This is a genomic window from Streptomyces poonensis, from assembly GCF_014650915.1.
GTDB classification, from domain to species: Bacteria; Actinomycetota; Actinomycetes; order Streptomycetales; family Streptomycetaceae; genus Streptomyces; species Streptomyces poonensis.
In genome coordinates this window covers 32,541-47,381 of record NZ_BMVW01000029.1, presented here as the reverse complement: position 1 = coordinate 47,381, position 14,841 = coordinate 32,541, and the positions used below count along the sequence as shown (strand labels likewise).

The window sequence follows — 14,841 nt, the reverse complement described above, 5'->3', positions numbered from 1 at the left end:
GCCATCTGAAGTGCGAGTTCAGTGATCGTTCCGGAATCTGGTGATCGTCGCAGGATTCGCTATTGCCGGGTGGATCAGGCGGAGCGAGTCTGTGCTGGTCAGGGGGGTGTGGTGGTGTTGGGGAGTGAGGTGGGCCAAGAGCGCGGCTGCGGCGTGGTCGGTGGTGACAGGCTGTTTGGCTGGCCTCGTGCAAGGAGGTTGATCTCTGTGTATCCGTGATCAGGAGGAGGACCTGGCAAGGTGCCCGTCGGACCGCTTCCCGGTGGGTGTCACTGCCAGCTCCTGGGCTGTGGACATGACGTCAGCGAGGTCCGAGCGACCGGCCGGTGAACTCCTGGGCGATCTCGCCCGGTTGCATCTGGGCGCCTGGGCGGTCGGCGACGCGGCGGGCTTGGACGAGGCATGGACCGACGGCATCCTGCCCGACTTGGGATCCCGGTACGGGGCTTACGAGTTCTGTACGAGTGGGGCTGCGCCGCCCCACCGCACGAGCACCCGCCCGCAACACCGTGCTGTCTTTCACCGTCTCCACGGCATGACAGAGGGCCGACCTGGTCACAGGTCGGCCCTCAGGGTTGGGCCGGGTGCTGCCACGCACGCCGGTGCCCGAAGGTTCTGTCCCGATCGGTAGGGAGGAGTCCGCAGCCGCCGGGGGAGTTGGAACCTGTCATTTGGAGCGTCGCATCCCTACCTGTAGGGGTGCAAGCGCGCCGTGCCGAAGCTGGGTCGCAGGCGCATCAACCGTACGGAGCTCCGTACACCGCGCCAGAACATTGCAGGTCAGCGGGACTGATCCGCGTGGATTGCTTACGGAGCCTGCTAACAGAACTGCCAAGGGGCCCGTAGACGCATCAACTGCTGGGGTCCCTGCAGGCGGTAGGGCACCATGGCACTTAGACCCCTTGGACGTGCCACCGTCCAGGTGTGGTGAGGAGTCCGCAGCCGCCGGCGGCAACACCCACGAGTGCAGCCGCCTGATCACAACAGGGAGTTCGCATGAGCCGCAAACGCCATGCCGCGGGGGGCTGTACGCCCGCCCTGCACCGTCTCACCGGAACCGAGACCGCCGTCATCATCGTCATCGTCCTGACCAGCGTCGCACTCGCGTGGGGCGGCATGGATCCGGGCACCGTCCTCCGACTGCTCGCCGGTGCCGGTCTGATCGCGGTGGGGGCCGTGGTGACACTGCGCTTCGGCCGCCGGGCCCCGCTGCCCCTGCCGATAGTTTGAGGGGCGTCATGGGACGTCCTGAGAAGCCGATCGCCACGCTCAACCTGGGGCTCCTGGCTCTCGCCGGGTGGCTGCGAGAGATCCGTACCAACGCCCAGCTCACGTATGCCGAGCTCGCGGCGAGGACCGGCAACGCGTACTCGGCCACCACGCTGCAGCGCGCTGCGAGCGGTGAGCGCGTCCCGCGCCTGCCGGTGGTGGAGGCGTATGCCGTGGCCTGCGGCCAATCGTTGGAGCAGGCCCGTCGCCGCTGGCGCCACGCGCGTGCCGTGGAGCACAGCATTATGCACGTGCTCGGCAGTGCTCCCCGACCCCGACTGGTCGAGAACGCGGCGGAACTACGTGCCGCTCTGCGCGAGATGTACCACCGGGCCGGTGCGATGCCACTGCGCGAGATGGAACGCCGGGCTGGCCTGGGGCGTCTGCCGCGCAGCACGATGCGCCGCATGCTCGACGGCACCACCATGCTCAGCAAGGACCAGATGCTGTCCTTCCTCACGGTCTGCGACGTGCCCGAGCGTGAGCACCAGGACTGGCTGGACGCTCTGTCCCGGGTGTGGGACAAGAGGCACTCCTGGTACGACAACGAACTCTTCAAGAACCTGAACGAGCCCGCCGAGCAGTTCATCCGGGACGAGCAGAACCACCGGATCAAACGCGAGCCCCCGTCAGGCCGGGGCCGCTCGACGAGCAACGCGGGCGCGCAGCGCTCGCAGTTCGCTCGCGGCGGCCCTACCAACAAGAACGGACAGCGGCTGAAGCTCGGTGTCACGACTACCGGGTAAGAGCGATTGAGCACGCCTGCGGGGGGCCTCTATCCAGAGGCCCCCCGCAGGCGACGCCGAACGCGACCGTCAGCGGTGGCCAGGTGGTTGGGTCTCGCGGGCGGTGAAGGTGCGCTATTTTCGTGCCGCATGGAAGACACCGCCCCACTGCGTCAGGCCGTCCTCGCCTGGCTTGAGCAGGCACGAGACCTGCCCTCGATACCCCAGGCGATCACCGATGCAGCGCTGTCGACGCAGCCGGAGTTCGATGCCGTGGTCAACGCGGTGGTGGGCGCTGCACCGAAATCCGAACACCGCGACCTGTACGGCAAGGCTGATGGTGACTGGGTGCCCCGATGGTCCACGCTCCTGGGCGGATCAGGGCTCGGGGACGCGACCCGTCTGGTTGCCCAGGGGGCGACGGTGCCGGTGGAAGAGGTTGCGGACAGCTTCGTCGCTTTCTGTACGGCGCCCGCGCCGGCAGTGGAGGACTGGCTGTTGCTGAGCGGCGAACTCCCCGAGGGGACACGGATCCCGCTGGGCCGGTACACCCTGCAGACCTTCACCGCCGACGAACTGAGGCAGTTGGGCCCGATGCCCGCCCTCCACGGCCTCCAGCCGGGCGGGCTCGACCTCCGTCTCCTGGCCGGCGCACCGTTCGTCCACGCCCCCGATCCGGACCGTACATCGGACCGCAGCGGCCTACCCTGGTTCGATTTCAGCGGCCCGCGGCCGGAAGCCCGGCACTGGAGGGCGCTGCTGCCACTGATCCTGTGGAGCCCTGAACTCCTCCATGTCGATGCGGTGTTCGACGTCGAGCGCGGCCGCGAGTTCGGGCTGCACCCAAACCACGTGCCCACCACTCTCCAGATCTACGAGAACCACGATGGCGGGTACAAGGAAGTCGAAGTCCGCGAGACGGGCAGCTTCGACGTTACGTGGGGACAACTCCCGCGCCTGCAAGCCTTCTGCGCCGCCGTGACTGCAAAGATCGACGCCGTCATGGACGGCACCACCAGCAGCCGAAGGCTGCCCAGGAGGCGCGCCCTGCGCTTGGAGCGCGCAGCCCGGCACCTGCTGCAGGCATACCAGCGCACCCACAGCGACTACGGCGTGTGGGAGCAGGAGGCCGACGAGCTGCACTTGGACTACGTCATCGCGCTGGAAGCCCTGATGGCCAGTCCTAACGACCAGCATGAGGGCATCAGCGAAAAGATCCGGTCCCGTGCAGCTGCCCTGTTCCTCACCCCGTCCCTGCGCGAGCAGGTCGAGACAAGCGTGCAGGAGGCGTACAGCGCGCGTTCCAAGTACGTGCACGGAGACGTCCTCAAGGATCAGGACGAGGGCAAGAAGCTGGCCGCCCTGCGTGAGCTCAGGCTGATCGTGCGGCAGGTCATCCTGCGCTGGCTCGTCCTCACCCCCTGCGGCACTGAAGACCTTGCACCCTTCCTCGACGCCGCTGCCTCCGGCACCGGCCGCGAAGGCGCCGTCGACGAACCCCTGGACGCCTTCTTCCGCGCAACGCCGCCGCAGGACCGCTTCCGACCCTGAGCCGGACCACGGCGATGGCCGTGAGCAGTGCGACGCGGCCGCCCATCCCTCGGCAGGCGACCGGCAGCAGTGCGAGGGCGGGGAGCCGCCTGGGCGCTCCGCGTGTTGGGGCAGTACCCGGTTCCCCCCGTTGGCCCGGGCGAGGCTGGCTGGCACCGGCTCGCAGGAGTCAGGTGGTGTGGAATTCCGCTACCGCCGCCGTGGCTCGCTGGTCTGCCTCTGCTTGCAGGGTCTCCCAGTCGGCGGCCACCTGGCGTGTTCCTGTCGCCAAGACCGCGGCGCGTACGGCGGTGCGGACATCGCCGGGACCCACCCGCAGCCCGGCTCCCCTAAGGCCCTGGATTTCCGACAGCGCCTGCGCGGCGGCCTGGTCGAGGTCGGGGGCTGCCCCTGCAGACGTGCCCGCGGCGTCCCGGCACAGCACGATGACGTCGATGCGGTTGGGCTCCGCCGCTGCGGTCTTGGAGAGACTGGTCGCCACTTCGGCGATCACGGCGCGGGTGGTGGTAACGGTGAAGCCGGCGTCGGACAGCGACCGCATAAGAGCGCACCAGCCCGTGGTCTGCGACTGGTGGAAGCTGAACAGGAGGCAGCCGCCGGGCTTGAGGACGCGCCGACACTCGCGCCAGACACGGGCTGCGGTGGCTTGGAATCCGTCAGGGGCGGCGTTCTGTACTTCCTGGACGGCCCGGGTGCTGGGCATGTCCGGGTAGCCCTGGTAGGGGCGCATGGCGCTGAGCCACGCGTGGAAGAAGTCGGCCAGTTCCGAGTAGTGGACGTTGTCGACGTAGGGGGGGTCGGTGACGATGAGGTCCACGCTGTTGTCGGGGAGATCCGTCTGTGAGGCGTCGCCGGTGGTGGTGTAGGCCGTTGCGGGATTCCGCACGAACTGCTGCCACGTCGTGCTCAGGGGGCGGGCGACGGGCAGCGAGGACTGGTCGACGGCGAGGATCCGGCCGGCCTCGGCCCTGAAGTCCAACGGGGTGCTCTTGTACTGGGCTGCTTTGTGCAGCCGGGTGAGCACCCCGGAGAACCCGGCCGATCCCCCCTGGGCGCCCCAGGGGTCTCCTTCGACGCTGCACCGCTCCGGTCGCAGTACGTGGTTGTGGAAGACCGAGCGGACCGGGCCGGTGCCCTCCCCCTTGTAAGAGCAGAACAGGTTGTGGTGTTCGACGGTTCTGCCGAACGATGCGATGAGCGCCTCGCGTTCCGCGGACGCCCCGGGGAGATCGCGCAGCGCCGCGCCGATCAGTCCCAGGCTGTAGCGCTGGCGCTCGTTGAAGAACCGCTCCCAGGAGTCGTACCCCCAGCGCAGCGCCTGGATGGTGCTGACGCCTTCCTCCAGCGCGCCGAGCGGGCGTACGAGCTCATCGGGGGATGTGTCGGCGAGGGACTTCGCTGCCTTGTCGTACAGGCAGAGGTCGAAGTCGTCGATCGCCCGGTACTCACGCTGGCCGTCGGCGCGCAGCACCAGCTTCGCGTACATGCGCCGCTCCGGGACGGCGCCGTTCAGCGCGGCAATGACAGGGGTGCGGTGACCGTGACGGCACGTCATGAATCGTCCACGGGCGGCCCCTTGGAACGAGAAGGCCATGCCGCAGGCGGGACAGTGCCCCCTCTCGTCCTTGCTCAGGTCGGTGACGCAGACGCCCCGGCAGCCCGGGCATACGGCCTGGGCGCGCGGGAATCGGCGCGGGTATGCATGGCGGGCGAACACTCGGGTGGTGAAGAGCTCCACGTCCTCGCCGCACTCCGGGCAGTACGCGAGGGCGACCCAGAAGTAGTGCAGAACCGGTTCGTTGGAGGCGGTGCGGTGCAATTCCTGGACGGGACGGGCGCACTTCCTGACGACCTGCCCGAAGAGGTCCGCGAGCACCTCTAGATCCCATGGTTGCAGCGCCTGCCGCTGGGTGAGCGTCGCGACGGGGTTGATGTCGCGACCGACAACGGCGGCCCCGAGTTTGGCCGCCTCGACGAGGGTGGTGCCCGATCCGGCGAATGGATCATAGACGACGAGCCCCCGCAGCCTGGCCGCGGCGTCCGCAACAGAGTCGTCCGGCCCGGACACCGCAGCCAACAGTAAGTGGCGTGCGACGCTGCCCAGGCGCCTCGCCCACCACTTGTGTACGTAGGTCGCGGGCCGGTGCACCTCCTTGCGCCACGACTCGTGCTCGGCGATCCGGCTCCACTCCACTGGCGCCGGCCCGGCCTCGAGAAGTGACACCGGGGGAAGGCCCGCCCCTGGCTTCTCGTTCATGTGTACGCCCCCGGTGGTCCGAACCCGGATCCACCGCCCTCGGATTGGGCAGGAGCAGGTGACGGCCTGTCAACGTGCGTTACTGTAGCGGCAGGTAGTGGGGGGATACCAGGTGGGTGATGGCACGCGTGACGTATCTGGACTGTCTCGTCCCTCCCGACGCAGACCCGGCCGACTTCTTCGAGCGCGTGCAGGCCCTTCGTATGACGGACCGCGGCCGCACCGTCGATCTCGGTCCACTGGACCGCGCCACCCTGACCCTGCTGTCCCGCGCCTTATCGAGCGACCAACACAGCGTGTACCTGGGACTCCCGCGCGGGCGGCACGACCTGGCCGTGCTGATCGGGATCTACCTCCAGCTCATACGGCGCGGCGCAGAGCTGACCGGCGGATCGCCCTGTCCGGTCCCTGACGGACCGGTGGTTGTCGTCGGATTGCGCACCAACGTCACCGTACGGCTGGCACAGCTCGCGATCGGCCGACAGAACCTCTCGCGAGCCCTGCGCATGCAGAGAATCCGCGGTGACGGGCGGGTTGTTGACCTCCAAGGAAGGATCACCAGGGCTGTCGACTCGCCCTCGGGACTGTTCTACCTCAACACCGCGCTCGGCAGGCCCTCGCTGGGGAGCAGCGTCGGCACCGTCGTCATCGACCGCACCAGCATGGCCAACGACCAGTCCTGGGAGCGCGCGTTGGCCTGGGCGAGCGAGCACGACGCCGCTCGCGTCGTAGGCGTCGCCGACCTGGGCACCCAGCCGGGCAGCAGCAGGGCCTGGACCCAATGGCCGTGGACTCCCGCGCTGCGCACCGACGTGCGGCACACCCTCGGACACCGCTCCGCATACGGCCCCCTGACCAGCAACGCCCTCCTCGCCCATCGCCCGGCAGCCGCACCAAGCGTGGCGGTATACCGCCACGAGCAGCTCGCCGAGCTGTACCGGACCGTCGTGGCGGGTGTGGTTGCAGCACGGCGTATCCATACGTCGGAGCCCTGGCCGCAGCCGATCGCCGACGCCGTGCGCCTGCTCAACCTGCTGTGGTGCAGCTGGGGTTCGATCGGAAAGCAAGACGCCTGGCAGGTGCTGATGGGGCGCGGCAGCGGCGCACGGGCGCTGGCCCGGTCGGTGTCCCGCGGGACATTGGAGGGCCGGGCCGGGCCGTGGGGGCTGTTCCGCGAAACCCAATGGCCCGACCTCCGGCGCAGCGTGCTGGACCTGTATGAACTGCTCTACGACGACAACCCCCGCCGGGACCTGCTGCTTGCGCTGATCGCCTGGGCACGGGCCGACCGGGCAGACGTCCCCGTTCTCGTCCGCACCCGCTCCCGCTCTGCCGCCGCCGCTGTCGCCGAGGAGCTGGCCGACACGCTCGGCGGTGACGCCGACTCCCTGCTGCTCGCTCCCCGGTCCGGGCCCGCCGCCAGCAGGGGAGCCGGAACGCTGCATGTGATGCCCTATACGGAACGCCTGCCCTGGGACGCCTCGCCGAGGCTCGAGCTCCACCTCGGTGTCCCCGCGGCCTCACGCACCGGCGTGCTGTTCTCCGGTGCTGCCGATGAACACCTCGCCGTTGTAGAGCAAAGCGAGTACACCTGGCTGGAGCGTTCAGCCGACCGCGCGCTGCACGGCTGGCACGAGCAGATACGCCAGACCGCCGCGGTGCTGAGGCTGGGCGAGGTACCAGAGCGGGTGACGCCCCCGCTGCCCGTCGCGTACGGCCCCGTCGACCTCTCCAGACCGTCCACCGCACCAGAAGAGCCGCCCCAGCACGACAGTCGGCTCGCCCTCGACCTCTCAGCGCTCTTCGAGGACTACGACGCCCCGGCCAGGGCCATCGGCACCTCGGCGGACTCCGGCCGCAGCGCCACAGCGGTGGCGGCTGCGGACGACCCGGTGCCGGCCACGGCCGTGCTCACCGAACCCGAAGGGGCAGTGCTCTGGCTGCGCAGCGACGAGCAGGTCGACGTCCTCATCGGCCAGCGCTACGCCAGGGTGCCCGTGACCGCACTCACCCCCGGCAGCCGGCTCCTGCGCGCACGCGGCGACGGGCAGTCCAGACTCCACGACCGGCTCGTCATGGTGATGCACGACAGCGCCGAAGTGACCGCCATGGACACGATGATCGGCTTCTTCCGCCAGGCCATCACCACCGTGCACGAGCAACGAGGGTCGTGGCCAAACGTGCTCACCGCCCTGAAGAACCTCGGGAGCGAGGTCTCGTCATGGCAGGCCGTGAGCAAATGGGCCGACGGCAGCGTCATCGCCCCGGAGGACCCGCAAGACATCCACCGGGTTGCCCTGCTGGCCCGGGACACCCGCCTGACCGCAGGAGGCACCTGGCAGCGCCTGGCCCGTATGGCGGAGGAACTACGCCGCTTACACCGGGCGCTGGGCCACACCGCGGCGGCGGCGATGACCGAGGCCGCACGGGGCACGGAAGGCCCCGCGCTGCGCCAGCTGAAGACACTGTGCTCCGGGATCGACGTCTCAGAGGTCCTCGAGGAGTTCGACCTGGTCGTCGTCCGCAGCGTCGGCGGCCAGAAGAGCGTGTCCACAACCGTCCTGGGCCGCGTGCCAGGCCCCCGCAGCGCAAGCAGCTCACCACAGGAGGCGCCGTGAACGATGCCCGCAACAACCCGCTGGCGCCGCACCCCGACAGCGCTGCGGACAATCAGCGGGAGACGGCGCTGATCGACCACCTGACGCAGGTCCTCGCCGACAGGCTCGCCGACCGCAGCGGCGCCCCGCACAAACCCCCGTGGACACCACGCGACCACGTCGTCGTCGGCGTGCTGCCCGCCGTCGCGGTACCGCCGCAGCAACCCCCGGCACCAGACGAGGCGACGGCCGACCCGGGCCGCCGGCCCGTCGAATCCCTGCGCGGCACGCAGGCGCCCCCGGTCCTGGCACTCGACTTCCGGGTGCGCACCGCCCCCGGCCGCAGGACCGCACAGCTCGCCGTCCACTGCCGATTCGCCCTGTACCTGGAGGACATCGCCAGCTACGCCGAGCACATGGAGTACCTGCGCGGCGACGAAGGCCCCTCCGGCGCACAGGCCCGGCCGGGAGAGCTGCTGGGCGTCTGGCGCCGCCGCGACGTTCACGTGCCGGACCTGGTGATTGAAGTGCCGCTCGGGGAAGGCGACCTCGATCCGCCCGCGCTCAGCAAGGCCCAGCAGGTGCTGGACCGGGCGGTCCGCCGCGCGGTGGACGCGCACTTCGCCCGCCCCGAGGCCCGTCGCCCGCTCACCGCGGGGCCGCAGGGTCGCCAGGGGCGGCGCAGGCGCAACGTGCTCCCCGCCGAGGCCATGGCCGACGAGGAGGCATTCCACCACCACGTCGCGGCACTGCTGGACCGCGACGCGGCCCCTTGCGCACCCCAGCTGGTGCTGTCCGCGCACGCCCAGGCCCTGGACGGCGGCGACCACCTCATACGCGTCTCCCTGCACAACCAGAGCGACACGGCGCAGAGCGACTGGCAGGACCTCTCCGTGTACGACTGCCGCTTCGCGGTCCTGCCCGGGGACGGCATCAGCATCGTGCCTCAGCGCTTCCACCTCGCCCCACGTGACTACCGCCTGGAGGAACTGGCGGAGGTGATCGGTCGCGGCACCGGCTGCGCAGCAGTTCCCCACGGCGTCGGCCTGCGGACCGAGACCCTGCCCGTCCACGTCCAACGCACCGTCGTGCCTCGCCAAGCCGGGGTGCGGCACCCGCGGTGGCGCGAGCTCGCCGACGACCCGGCCCCGATTCTGGACTCCGTCGAGGTCGCGATGGCCCGCTACGCCCGGGAGTTCGCCACAGCCTGCCGTGCTGCTGAGCAATTGCCGCACCACAAGGCCATCGAAGCCGACCGCGCCCAGTTCGACGACGAGGCCAGGCGGTTCGGCCTCGGCCGCGAGTGCCTGGACCTGGACCCGGACCTCAAGCGCGCCTTCCAGCTCGCCAACGAGGTCTTCGCCCGCGTCAACGACGGCCGCCCATACGACAGTTGGCGTCTCTTCCAGCTGGTCTACATCGTCTCCCACCTGCCGGCACTCGCCGTGCGCGAACACCCGCAGCGGGCAGACCTGCGCGCTGAACTCGACCACACCGACGTACTGTGGTTCCCCGCAGGCGGCGGGAAGACCGAGGCATACCTGGGACTGATCCTCACGGCCCTGTTCTACGACCGGCTGCGAGGAAAACACGCAGGGGTCACCGCCTGGCTGCGCTTCCCGCTGCGCATGCTCAGCGTGCAGCAACTCGACCGCACCCTGCGCATGCTGATCGCCGCCGAAGAACTCCGCGCCGAGCGCGGGATCGGATCCCCCCACGACGACCCCTTCGCGCTCGGCTACCTGGCCGGCGGGGCGGGCAGCCCCAACGACCTCCACTGGGAGCGGGGCTGGTGGCGCGGCTGGGAGACCGAGGCCGCCGCCACCCGGACGGGGACCTTCACCGAAGACCACCTGCGCGACCGGCTCGTGATCACCTGCCCCTACTGCGATCGCGACAGCGTAGAGCTACGCCTGGACACCGACGCGGTCCGTTTGCATCACGAGTGCGCCGCCTGCCAGCGGATCCTGCCCCTGCACGTGAGCGACGTCGAGGTCTATCGCACCCTGCCGGCGATCGTCATCTCCACTGTCGACAAACTCACCGGGCACAGCTGGTTCCCCGAGTTCACCGCGTTCCAGCACGGACCGAGGCACCGCTGCGCCGAGCACGGCTACTTCTCCTTCCCGCGTTTTGGAGCCTGCCTGGCCGGACCGAGCCACTGCACCGCGCCGAGCCAGGGCTACCCGCCGGCCCGCCCGATCAAGGACCCGGTACCGGCACTGACGGTGCAGGACGAGATGCACCTCCTCAAGGAGGAGCTCGGCGCGTTCAACGCGCACTACGAAGGCCTGATCGCCGAACTCCAGTCAGGAGCAGGCAGCGGCCTGCCCAGCAAGGTACTGGGCGCCTCCGCCACCATCGAGCAGTACCAGGACCAGCTCCGCCAGCTCTACGGCCGCCGTCCCCGCGCCTTCCCCGCACCGGGATGGACACTCGGCGAGAGCTTCTACACCACCACCCGGCCCGACTTCCGGCGTGTTCACATCGGCGTGCTCCCGCACAAGCGCCGCAAAGCCGATGTCGCCGCGATCGTGCAGGGCGAGCTCCTCACCGAGATCGCCCGGCTCCAGGAGGAGCCCAAGGCCCTGCGTGAGCGCCTCGCCCTGCACGGGCTACCCGACTCGGACCTCCCACGGCTCCTCTTCCCGTACGAGGTCTCCTTGGCCTATGTGAACAGCAAGCAGCACGGCACCCAGCTCGACGAGGAGCTCGGCCAGCTCTCCGACGACCTGCAGCACGCCGGACTCGACCGCGTCGAGCACGCGGTGCTCACCGGCGAAGTCCCGGTCCCCGACCTCGCCGCGGCCATCGCCCGGGTCCAACGCGAGGACCTGGACACCCCGCGAGGGGAGCGGCTGCGCGCCCTGGTCGGCACCAGCGTGCTCAGCCACGGGGTGGACCTCGAGCGTCTCAACCTCCTGGTCCTGGCCGGCATGCCGCCGACCGCCGCCGACTACATCCAGGTCACCGCCCGGGCCGGGCGCACCCACGCAGGCCTCGTCGTCACCGTCTACGACCCCGTCTCGCGCCGCGAACGCTCCATGTTCTCCAACTTCCTGAGCTACCACCGCCTGCTCGACCGCATGGTCACCCCCGTGCCCGTCAACAAGTACGCCTACTTCGCAGCCCGACGCACCCTGCCCGGCATCGTGCTGGCGCTGCTCCACGACGCCGCCCGCGACCCCGCGCTGAAGCCACCACCGGAAGGAGCTGACTACTCCAAAGACTTCAAGCGCTGGTGGAGCGCCCAACGACCACTTCTCGACCCCTGGCTGGAACGACGCATCCCAGCCTGCTATCGCGAGCGCGTGGAGGGCGTCAACGGGCGCGGCCTGGAGAACGACCTCGTTGCGCGGATCATGGACACCTGGCGGCAGGAGGAACGCCCCAACCTCAACAAGGGCGCAGAGGAAAAGCGCACCGCCTACCTGTTCCTCCAACAGCCGCTCACCAGCTTCCGCGACATTGACAAGAGCACAGAGTTCCAGTCACTGACCAGCAGCCAGGACGCCTTCAAGGCGCTAGCCACCAACACCGCCGACAGCAAGGGGGGCGAGGATGAACCGCAGCCGTAGCCAGGCCATGACCGCCTTCCTGCCCGGTGCGGTCTTCCGCCACGAACAGCGGCTGCGAGGCAGGGTCCAGGCAGTCGACGGGGACGTGGTCAAAAAACTCAACGAAGACGTCATCTACGACGAAATCTCCCGCTACCTGGAGCGCTGGAGCGAAGACGCCAGAGCTGCCCTGCCCGTGCCGCAGGGCCGACTACGGCAGAATTTCGTCCTGGTCAGTCCCGACCTCGTCCGCTTCGAGGTATTCCCGCTCGTCCTCGAATGCGTCCGCCGCTCCTGCCGCCGCGTGCGCACCTACGTGAAGGCCCAGCAACTCGCGGCCGACCCTCGGTGCCGCACCTGCAGCGCACCGCTGCGGCAACTCCCGTACTTCAACGCGCACAACTGCGGACGCATCCGCCCCATGTACGTGCCCAAGTGCCGTGTTCCCGCGCATGGCTACGACCACATCGTGTTCGAGAACACGGGAAGCTTCGTCACCGCCCTCTGGCGCTGCGTCGGGCCAGGCTGCGGCGGCGCGAAGCTCCAGGGCACCTCGCAGTCCCCCTGCGGCTGCGAATGGAAGGACGCCGCCGGCCGAGCCATGATGCGGGCAAGGACGTTCAACGACACCCGTGCCTACCAGGTCCACGCCCTCCAACTCGTCAACATCGACAACTCCGAGTTCCGGCAGTACCAGCGCCACCCCCAGCGCGGCCGGATCGCGGCCGCCCACTACCTCAACCTGATCGACTCCACGGCCCAGGGCCTCGGCGACGCCGCCCAGACCGTCACGGTGTCGCGCCTGTCCCCGCAGGAATGGCAGCAAAAAGAACAACAACTGCGCCAGATCCATATGGGTGAGGAGGCAATCGAGCAGATCCGAAGAATGATGGGCCCCGAGGAGAGCGGCCTGGCTGCTCTGCCCAGTACGGACGCCGACAACGCGCGGTGGGAACTGCTCGGTGCAGACCGCCCTTTCGTGGAACGCGCAGCCGTCTTCGACCCCGCCCAGATCCAGCGCATCACCCTCGACGACCAGTGTGCACGCTTCGCCGAACTCCAGGACCGGCTGGCCCAGCAGACCACGGAACGCGCCCGCGAGCAGGCCCGCACCCTGGGGATCGCAGAGATCGCGGTCACCTGGGAGTTCCCCGTAGCCCGAGTCGCCTTCGGCTACACCAGAGAAGAGCACGAGCCCGAACGGGGCGTCCTGACCGGCTTCCACAACAAGTACCACCACGACGGAAAGTACCCGGTCTACGTCGCAGCATCAGACACCGAAGCCCTCCTGGTCACCTTCTCCGCACGTTCCGTCCTGTCATTCCTGAACGCCAAAGGACTCACCGCCGGGGTGGCCGAAGACGAATCGGCGGCCCGCCGGCGGCTGCTGGAACTGTTCACGGACCAGGACGACCCGGAAGCCGCCCGCGCGGCAGCAACCGTGCACACGGTCATCCACACCCTCGGCCACCTCCTGCTTCGCTCCCTGGACGACGGCCAAGTAGGACTGGCCGAGAACACGCTCGCCGAATGGGTCGTCACGAAGGCACTCACCGTCGCCATCTACGCCGACAACGTCCGTGAATTCACCCTCGGATCACTGTGGACCCTGCTCAGCAACCGCGTGCTCAGCTGGCTGGAGAGCACCGCCGACTCCGTGCTCAGCTGCGAGAACGACCCGCTGTGCCATCAGTCCTCACCACGATGCTGCGAACGCTGCGTCTACCTCACCTTCGGCTGCCAGCTGTTCAACGACGACCTCGACCGGGGCCTCGCCGCAGAGTTCCTCCGCCACACCGCCGCCTTGAGCCACACATGACCGACGAACTGCGACCGCTGGTCCCGCTCGCCCAGCTCCTGGAGCGCCTCGCGGGCAGCTACGCGGCAGCCGCCGAATGGACACGGGAGATCGCCAGAGCCGACACCCTTGACGCCCTCCGCGTCCACGGGGTCGCAGACGATCACGCTACCGCCGTACGCCAGCTCGCCGCCGAGTGCGGCCTACTGGGCTCAGGCCGGCACGCAGGGCTCGTCCCTGCCCGCCTCTCCCAACTCCAGGTGCTCCTGGACGTCTTGGACGGCCTTGACCCACCGCCCGCAGCACCACCATCCGAGCGCCCCCTGGTGTTCACCACCCCCCGAGCCGCCGCCCACCTCGTAGCGCCCCCCGTCCGACGCCTGGACCTGCTAGTCCAGGACGTCATCGCCGGAGCCAACAGCGAACTCCACATCGGCGGCCCCTTCTGGAACCGCCACGGCTGCGACCTACTGCGCGAGGTCCTGCTGCCCGCCGTCGCCGAGCGCCAGGTCGCCGTCCACTTCTACGCCCACGACCCGAGCAGCCGGGCCCAACCCCTGACCGACCTCGTCAAAGACTGCGCCGACTACGGAAGAACGTCCTTGTACTGGTGGACCGGGGCCAACCCCGGCATCATGCACGCAAAGTTCGTGGTCGCCGACCGCGCCACCGGCTACTTCGGCAGCGCGAACCTGTCCTCCCTCGGTCTTCAAGAGCACTTCGAGATCGGCATGGAACTGGGAAGAACCCAGGCATCCTCACTGGTGGACCTGTGCACCCGGCTGCGCCAGGAAGGCTTCTTCGCCCAGGTCACCGAGGGACCGGGACGCGCACCGGACCCGCCCGTGTTCGTAGAGACCGCCGACGGGAAACGCCGCTTCGGCCAGTTGCGATCCTGGCACACCACCAGGGACGGCCGCCGTGAAGCGGACGTGCTGTGCCGCCTCTCGGACGACGCTCCACGGCCGGCCAGGGTCCGCGTCGATGAGAGCCGCATTAGGCTCTTTCCCGGGGTCGACTACGCCAACGTGCCGGCAGACGGCGCTCGTGCGGGCGACGGCGAAACCGGATCCACCGGGTAGTTCAT

General features: G+C 69.3%; 8 protein-coding genes. 7 read left to right on the top strand and 1 reads right to left on the bottom strand.

Annotation, left to right across the window (positions count from 1 at the left end):
* Positions 1 to 996: 996 nt before the first annotated feature.
* From IE242_RS36555 to IE242_RS36545, 3 genes are all read left to right on the top strand, one after another.
* Entirely contained in the window at positions 997 to 1,230 is a 234-nt protein-coding gene (locus tag IE242_RS36555) for a hypothetical protein (protein ID WP_189867263.1), read from the top strand.
* Positions 1,231 to 1,238: 8 nt separating this feature from the next.
* The gene (locus IE242_RS36550; protein WP_189867261.1) at positions 1,239 to 2,015 is read left to right on the top strand and encodes a helix-turn-helix domain-containing protein; all 777 of its coding nucleotides are present in this window, start codon (positions 1,239 to 1,241) and stop codon (positions 2,013 to 2,015) included.
* A 129-nt stretch (positions 2,016 to 2,144) separates the two neighbouring features.
* On the top strand, positions 2,145 to 3,545 hold the full coding sequence (locus tag IE242_RS36545; RefSeq protein WP_189867259.1) for a HEPN domain-containing protein: 1,401 nt from the start codon (positions 2,145 to 2,147) through the stop codon (positions 3,543 to 3,545).
* Between the two features lie 169 nt (positions 3,546 to 3,714).
* Here the strand turns inward: IE242_RS36545 and IE242_RS36540 are convergent, their stop codons facing one another.
* Positions 3,715 to 5,802: a DNA methyltransferase gene (locus IE242_RS36540; protein WP_189867257.1), complete on the bottom strand. Its 2,088-nt coding sequence runs from the start codon at positions 5,800 to 5,802 to the stop codon at positions 3,715 to 3,717.
* A gap of 119 nt (positions 5,803 to 5,921) precedes the next feature.
* Here IE242_RS36540 and IE242_RS36535 point away from each other — a divergent pair, with 119 nt between their 5' ends.
* From IE242_RS36535 to IE242_RS36520, 4 genes are read left to right on the top strand one after another with little or no spacing between them, the layout of a single operon-like run.
* A complete protein-coding gene (locus IE242_RS36535) occupies positions 5,922 to 8,420 on the top strand; it encodes a DISARM anti-phage system protein DrmE domain-containing protein (RefSeq protein ID WP_189867255.1) in 2,499 nt (832 codons plus the stop codon).
* A complete protein-coding gene (locus IE242_RS36530) occupies positions 8,417 to 11,977 on the top strand; it encodes a helicase-related protein (protein WP_189867252.1) in 3,561 nt (1,186 codons plus the stop codon). Before IE242_RS36535 ends, IE242_RS36530 begins: the two co-directional genes overlap by 4 nt.
* A complete protein-coding gene (locus tag IE242_RS36525; RefSeq protein WP_189867250.1) occupies positions 11,961 to 13,775 on the top strand; it encodes a DUF8724 domain-containing protein in 1,815 nt (604 codons plus the stop codon). Before IE242_RS36530 ends, IE242_RS36525 begins: the two co-directional genes overlap by 17 nt.
* Positions 13,772 to 14,836, top strand: a complete 1,065-nt coding sequence (locus IE242_RS36520; protein WP_093600474.1) for a phospholipase D-like domain-containing protein — start codon at positions 13,772 to 13,774, stop codon at positions 14,834 to 14,836. Before IE242_RS36525 ends, IE242_RS36520 begins: the two co-directional genes overlap by 4 nt.
* Positions 14,837 to 14,841: the final 5 nt, after the last annotated feature.

Coding starts and splice junctions, on each gene's coding strand:
- IE242_RS36550 (WP_189867261.1), top strand. CDS start 1,239: ATGGGACGTCCTGAGAAGCCGATCGCCACGCTCAACCTGGGGCTCCTG.
- IE242_RS36525 (WP_189867250.1), top strand. CDS start 11,961: ATGAACCGCAGCCGTAGCCAGGCCATGACCGCCTTCCTGCCCGGTGCG.
- IE242_RS36520 (WP_093600474.1), top strand. CDS start 13,772: ATGACCGACGAACTGCGACCGCTGGTCCCGCTCGCCCAGCTCCTGGAG.
- IE242_RS36545 (WP_189867259.1), top strand. CDS start 2,145: ATGGAAGACACCGCCCCACTGCGTCAGGCCGTCCTCGCCTGGCTTGAG.
- IE242_RS36555 (WP_189867263.1), top strand. CDS start 997: ATGAGCCGCAAACGCCATGCCGCGGGGGGCTGTACGCCCGCCCTGCAC.
- IE242_RS36535 (WP_189867255.1), top strand. CDS start 5,922: ATGGCACGCGTGACGTATCTGGACTGTCTCGTCCCTCCCGACGCAGAC.
- IE242_RS36540 (WP_189867257.1), bottom strand. CDS start 5,802: ATGAACGAGAAGCCAGGGGCGGGCCTTCCCCCGGTGTCACTTCTCGAG.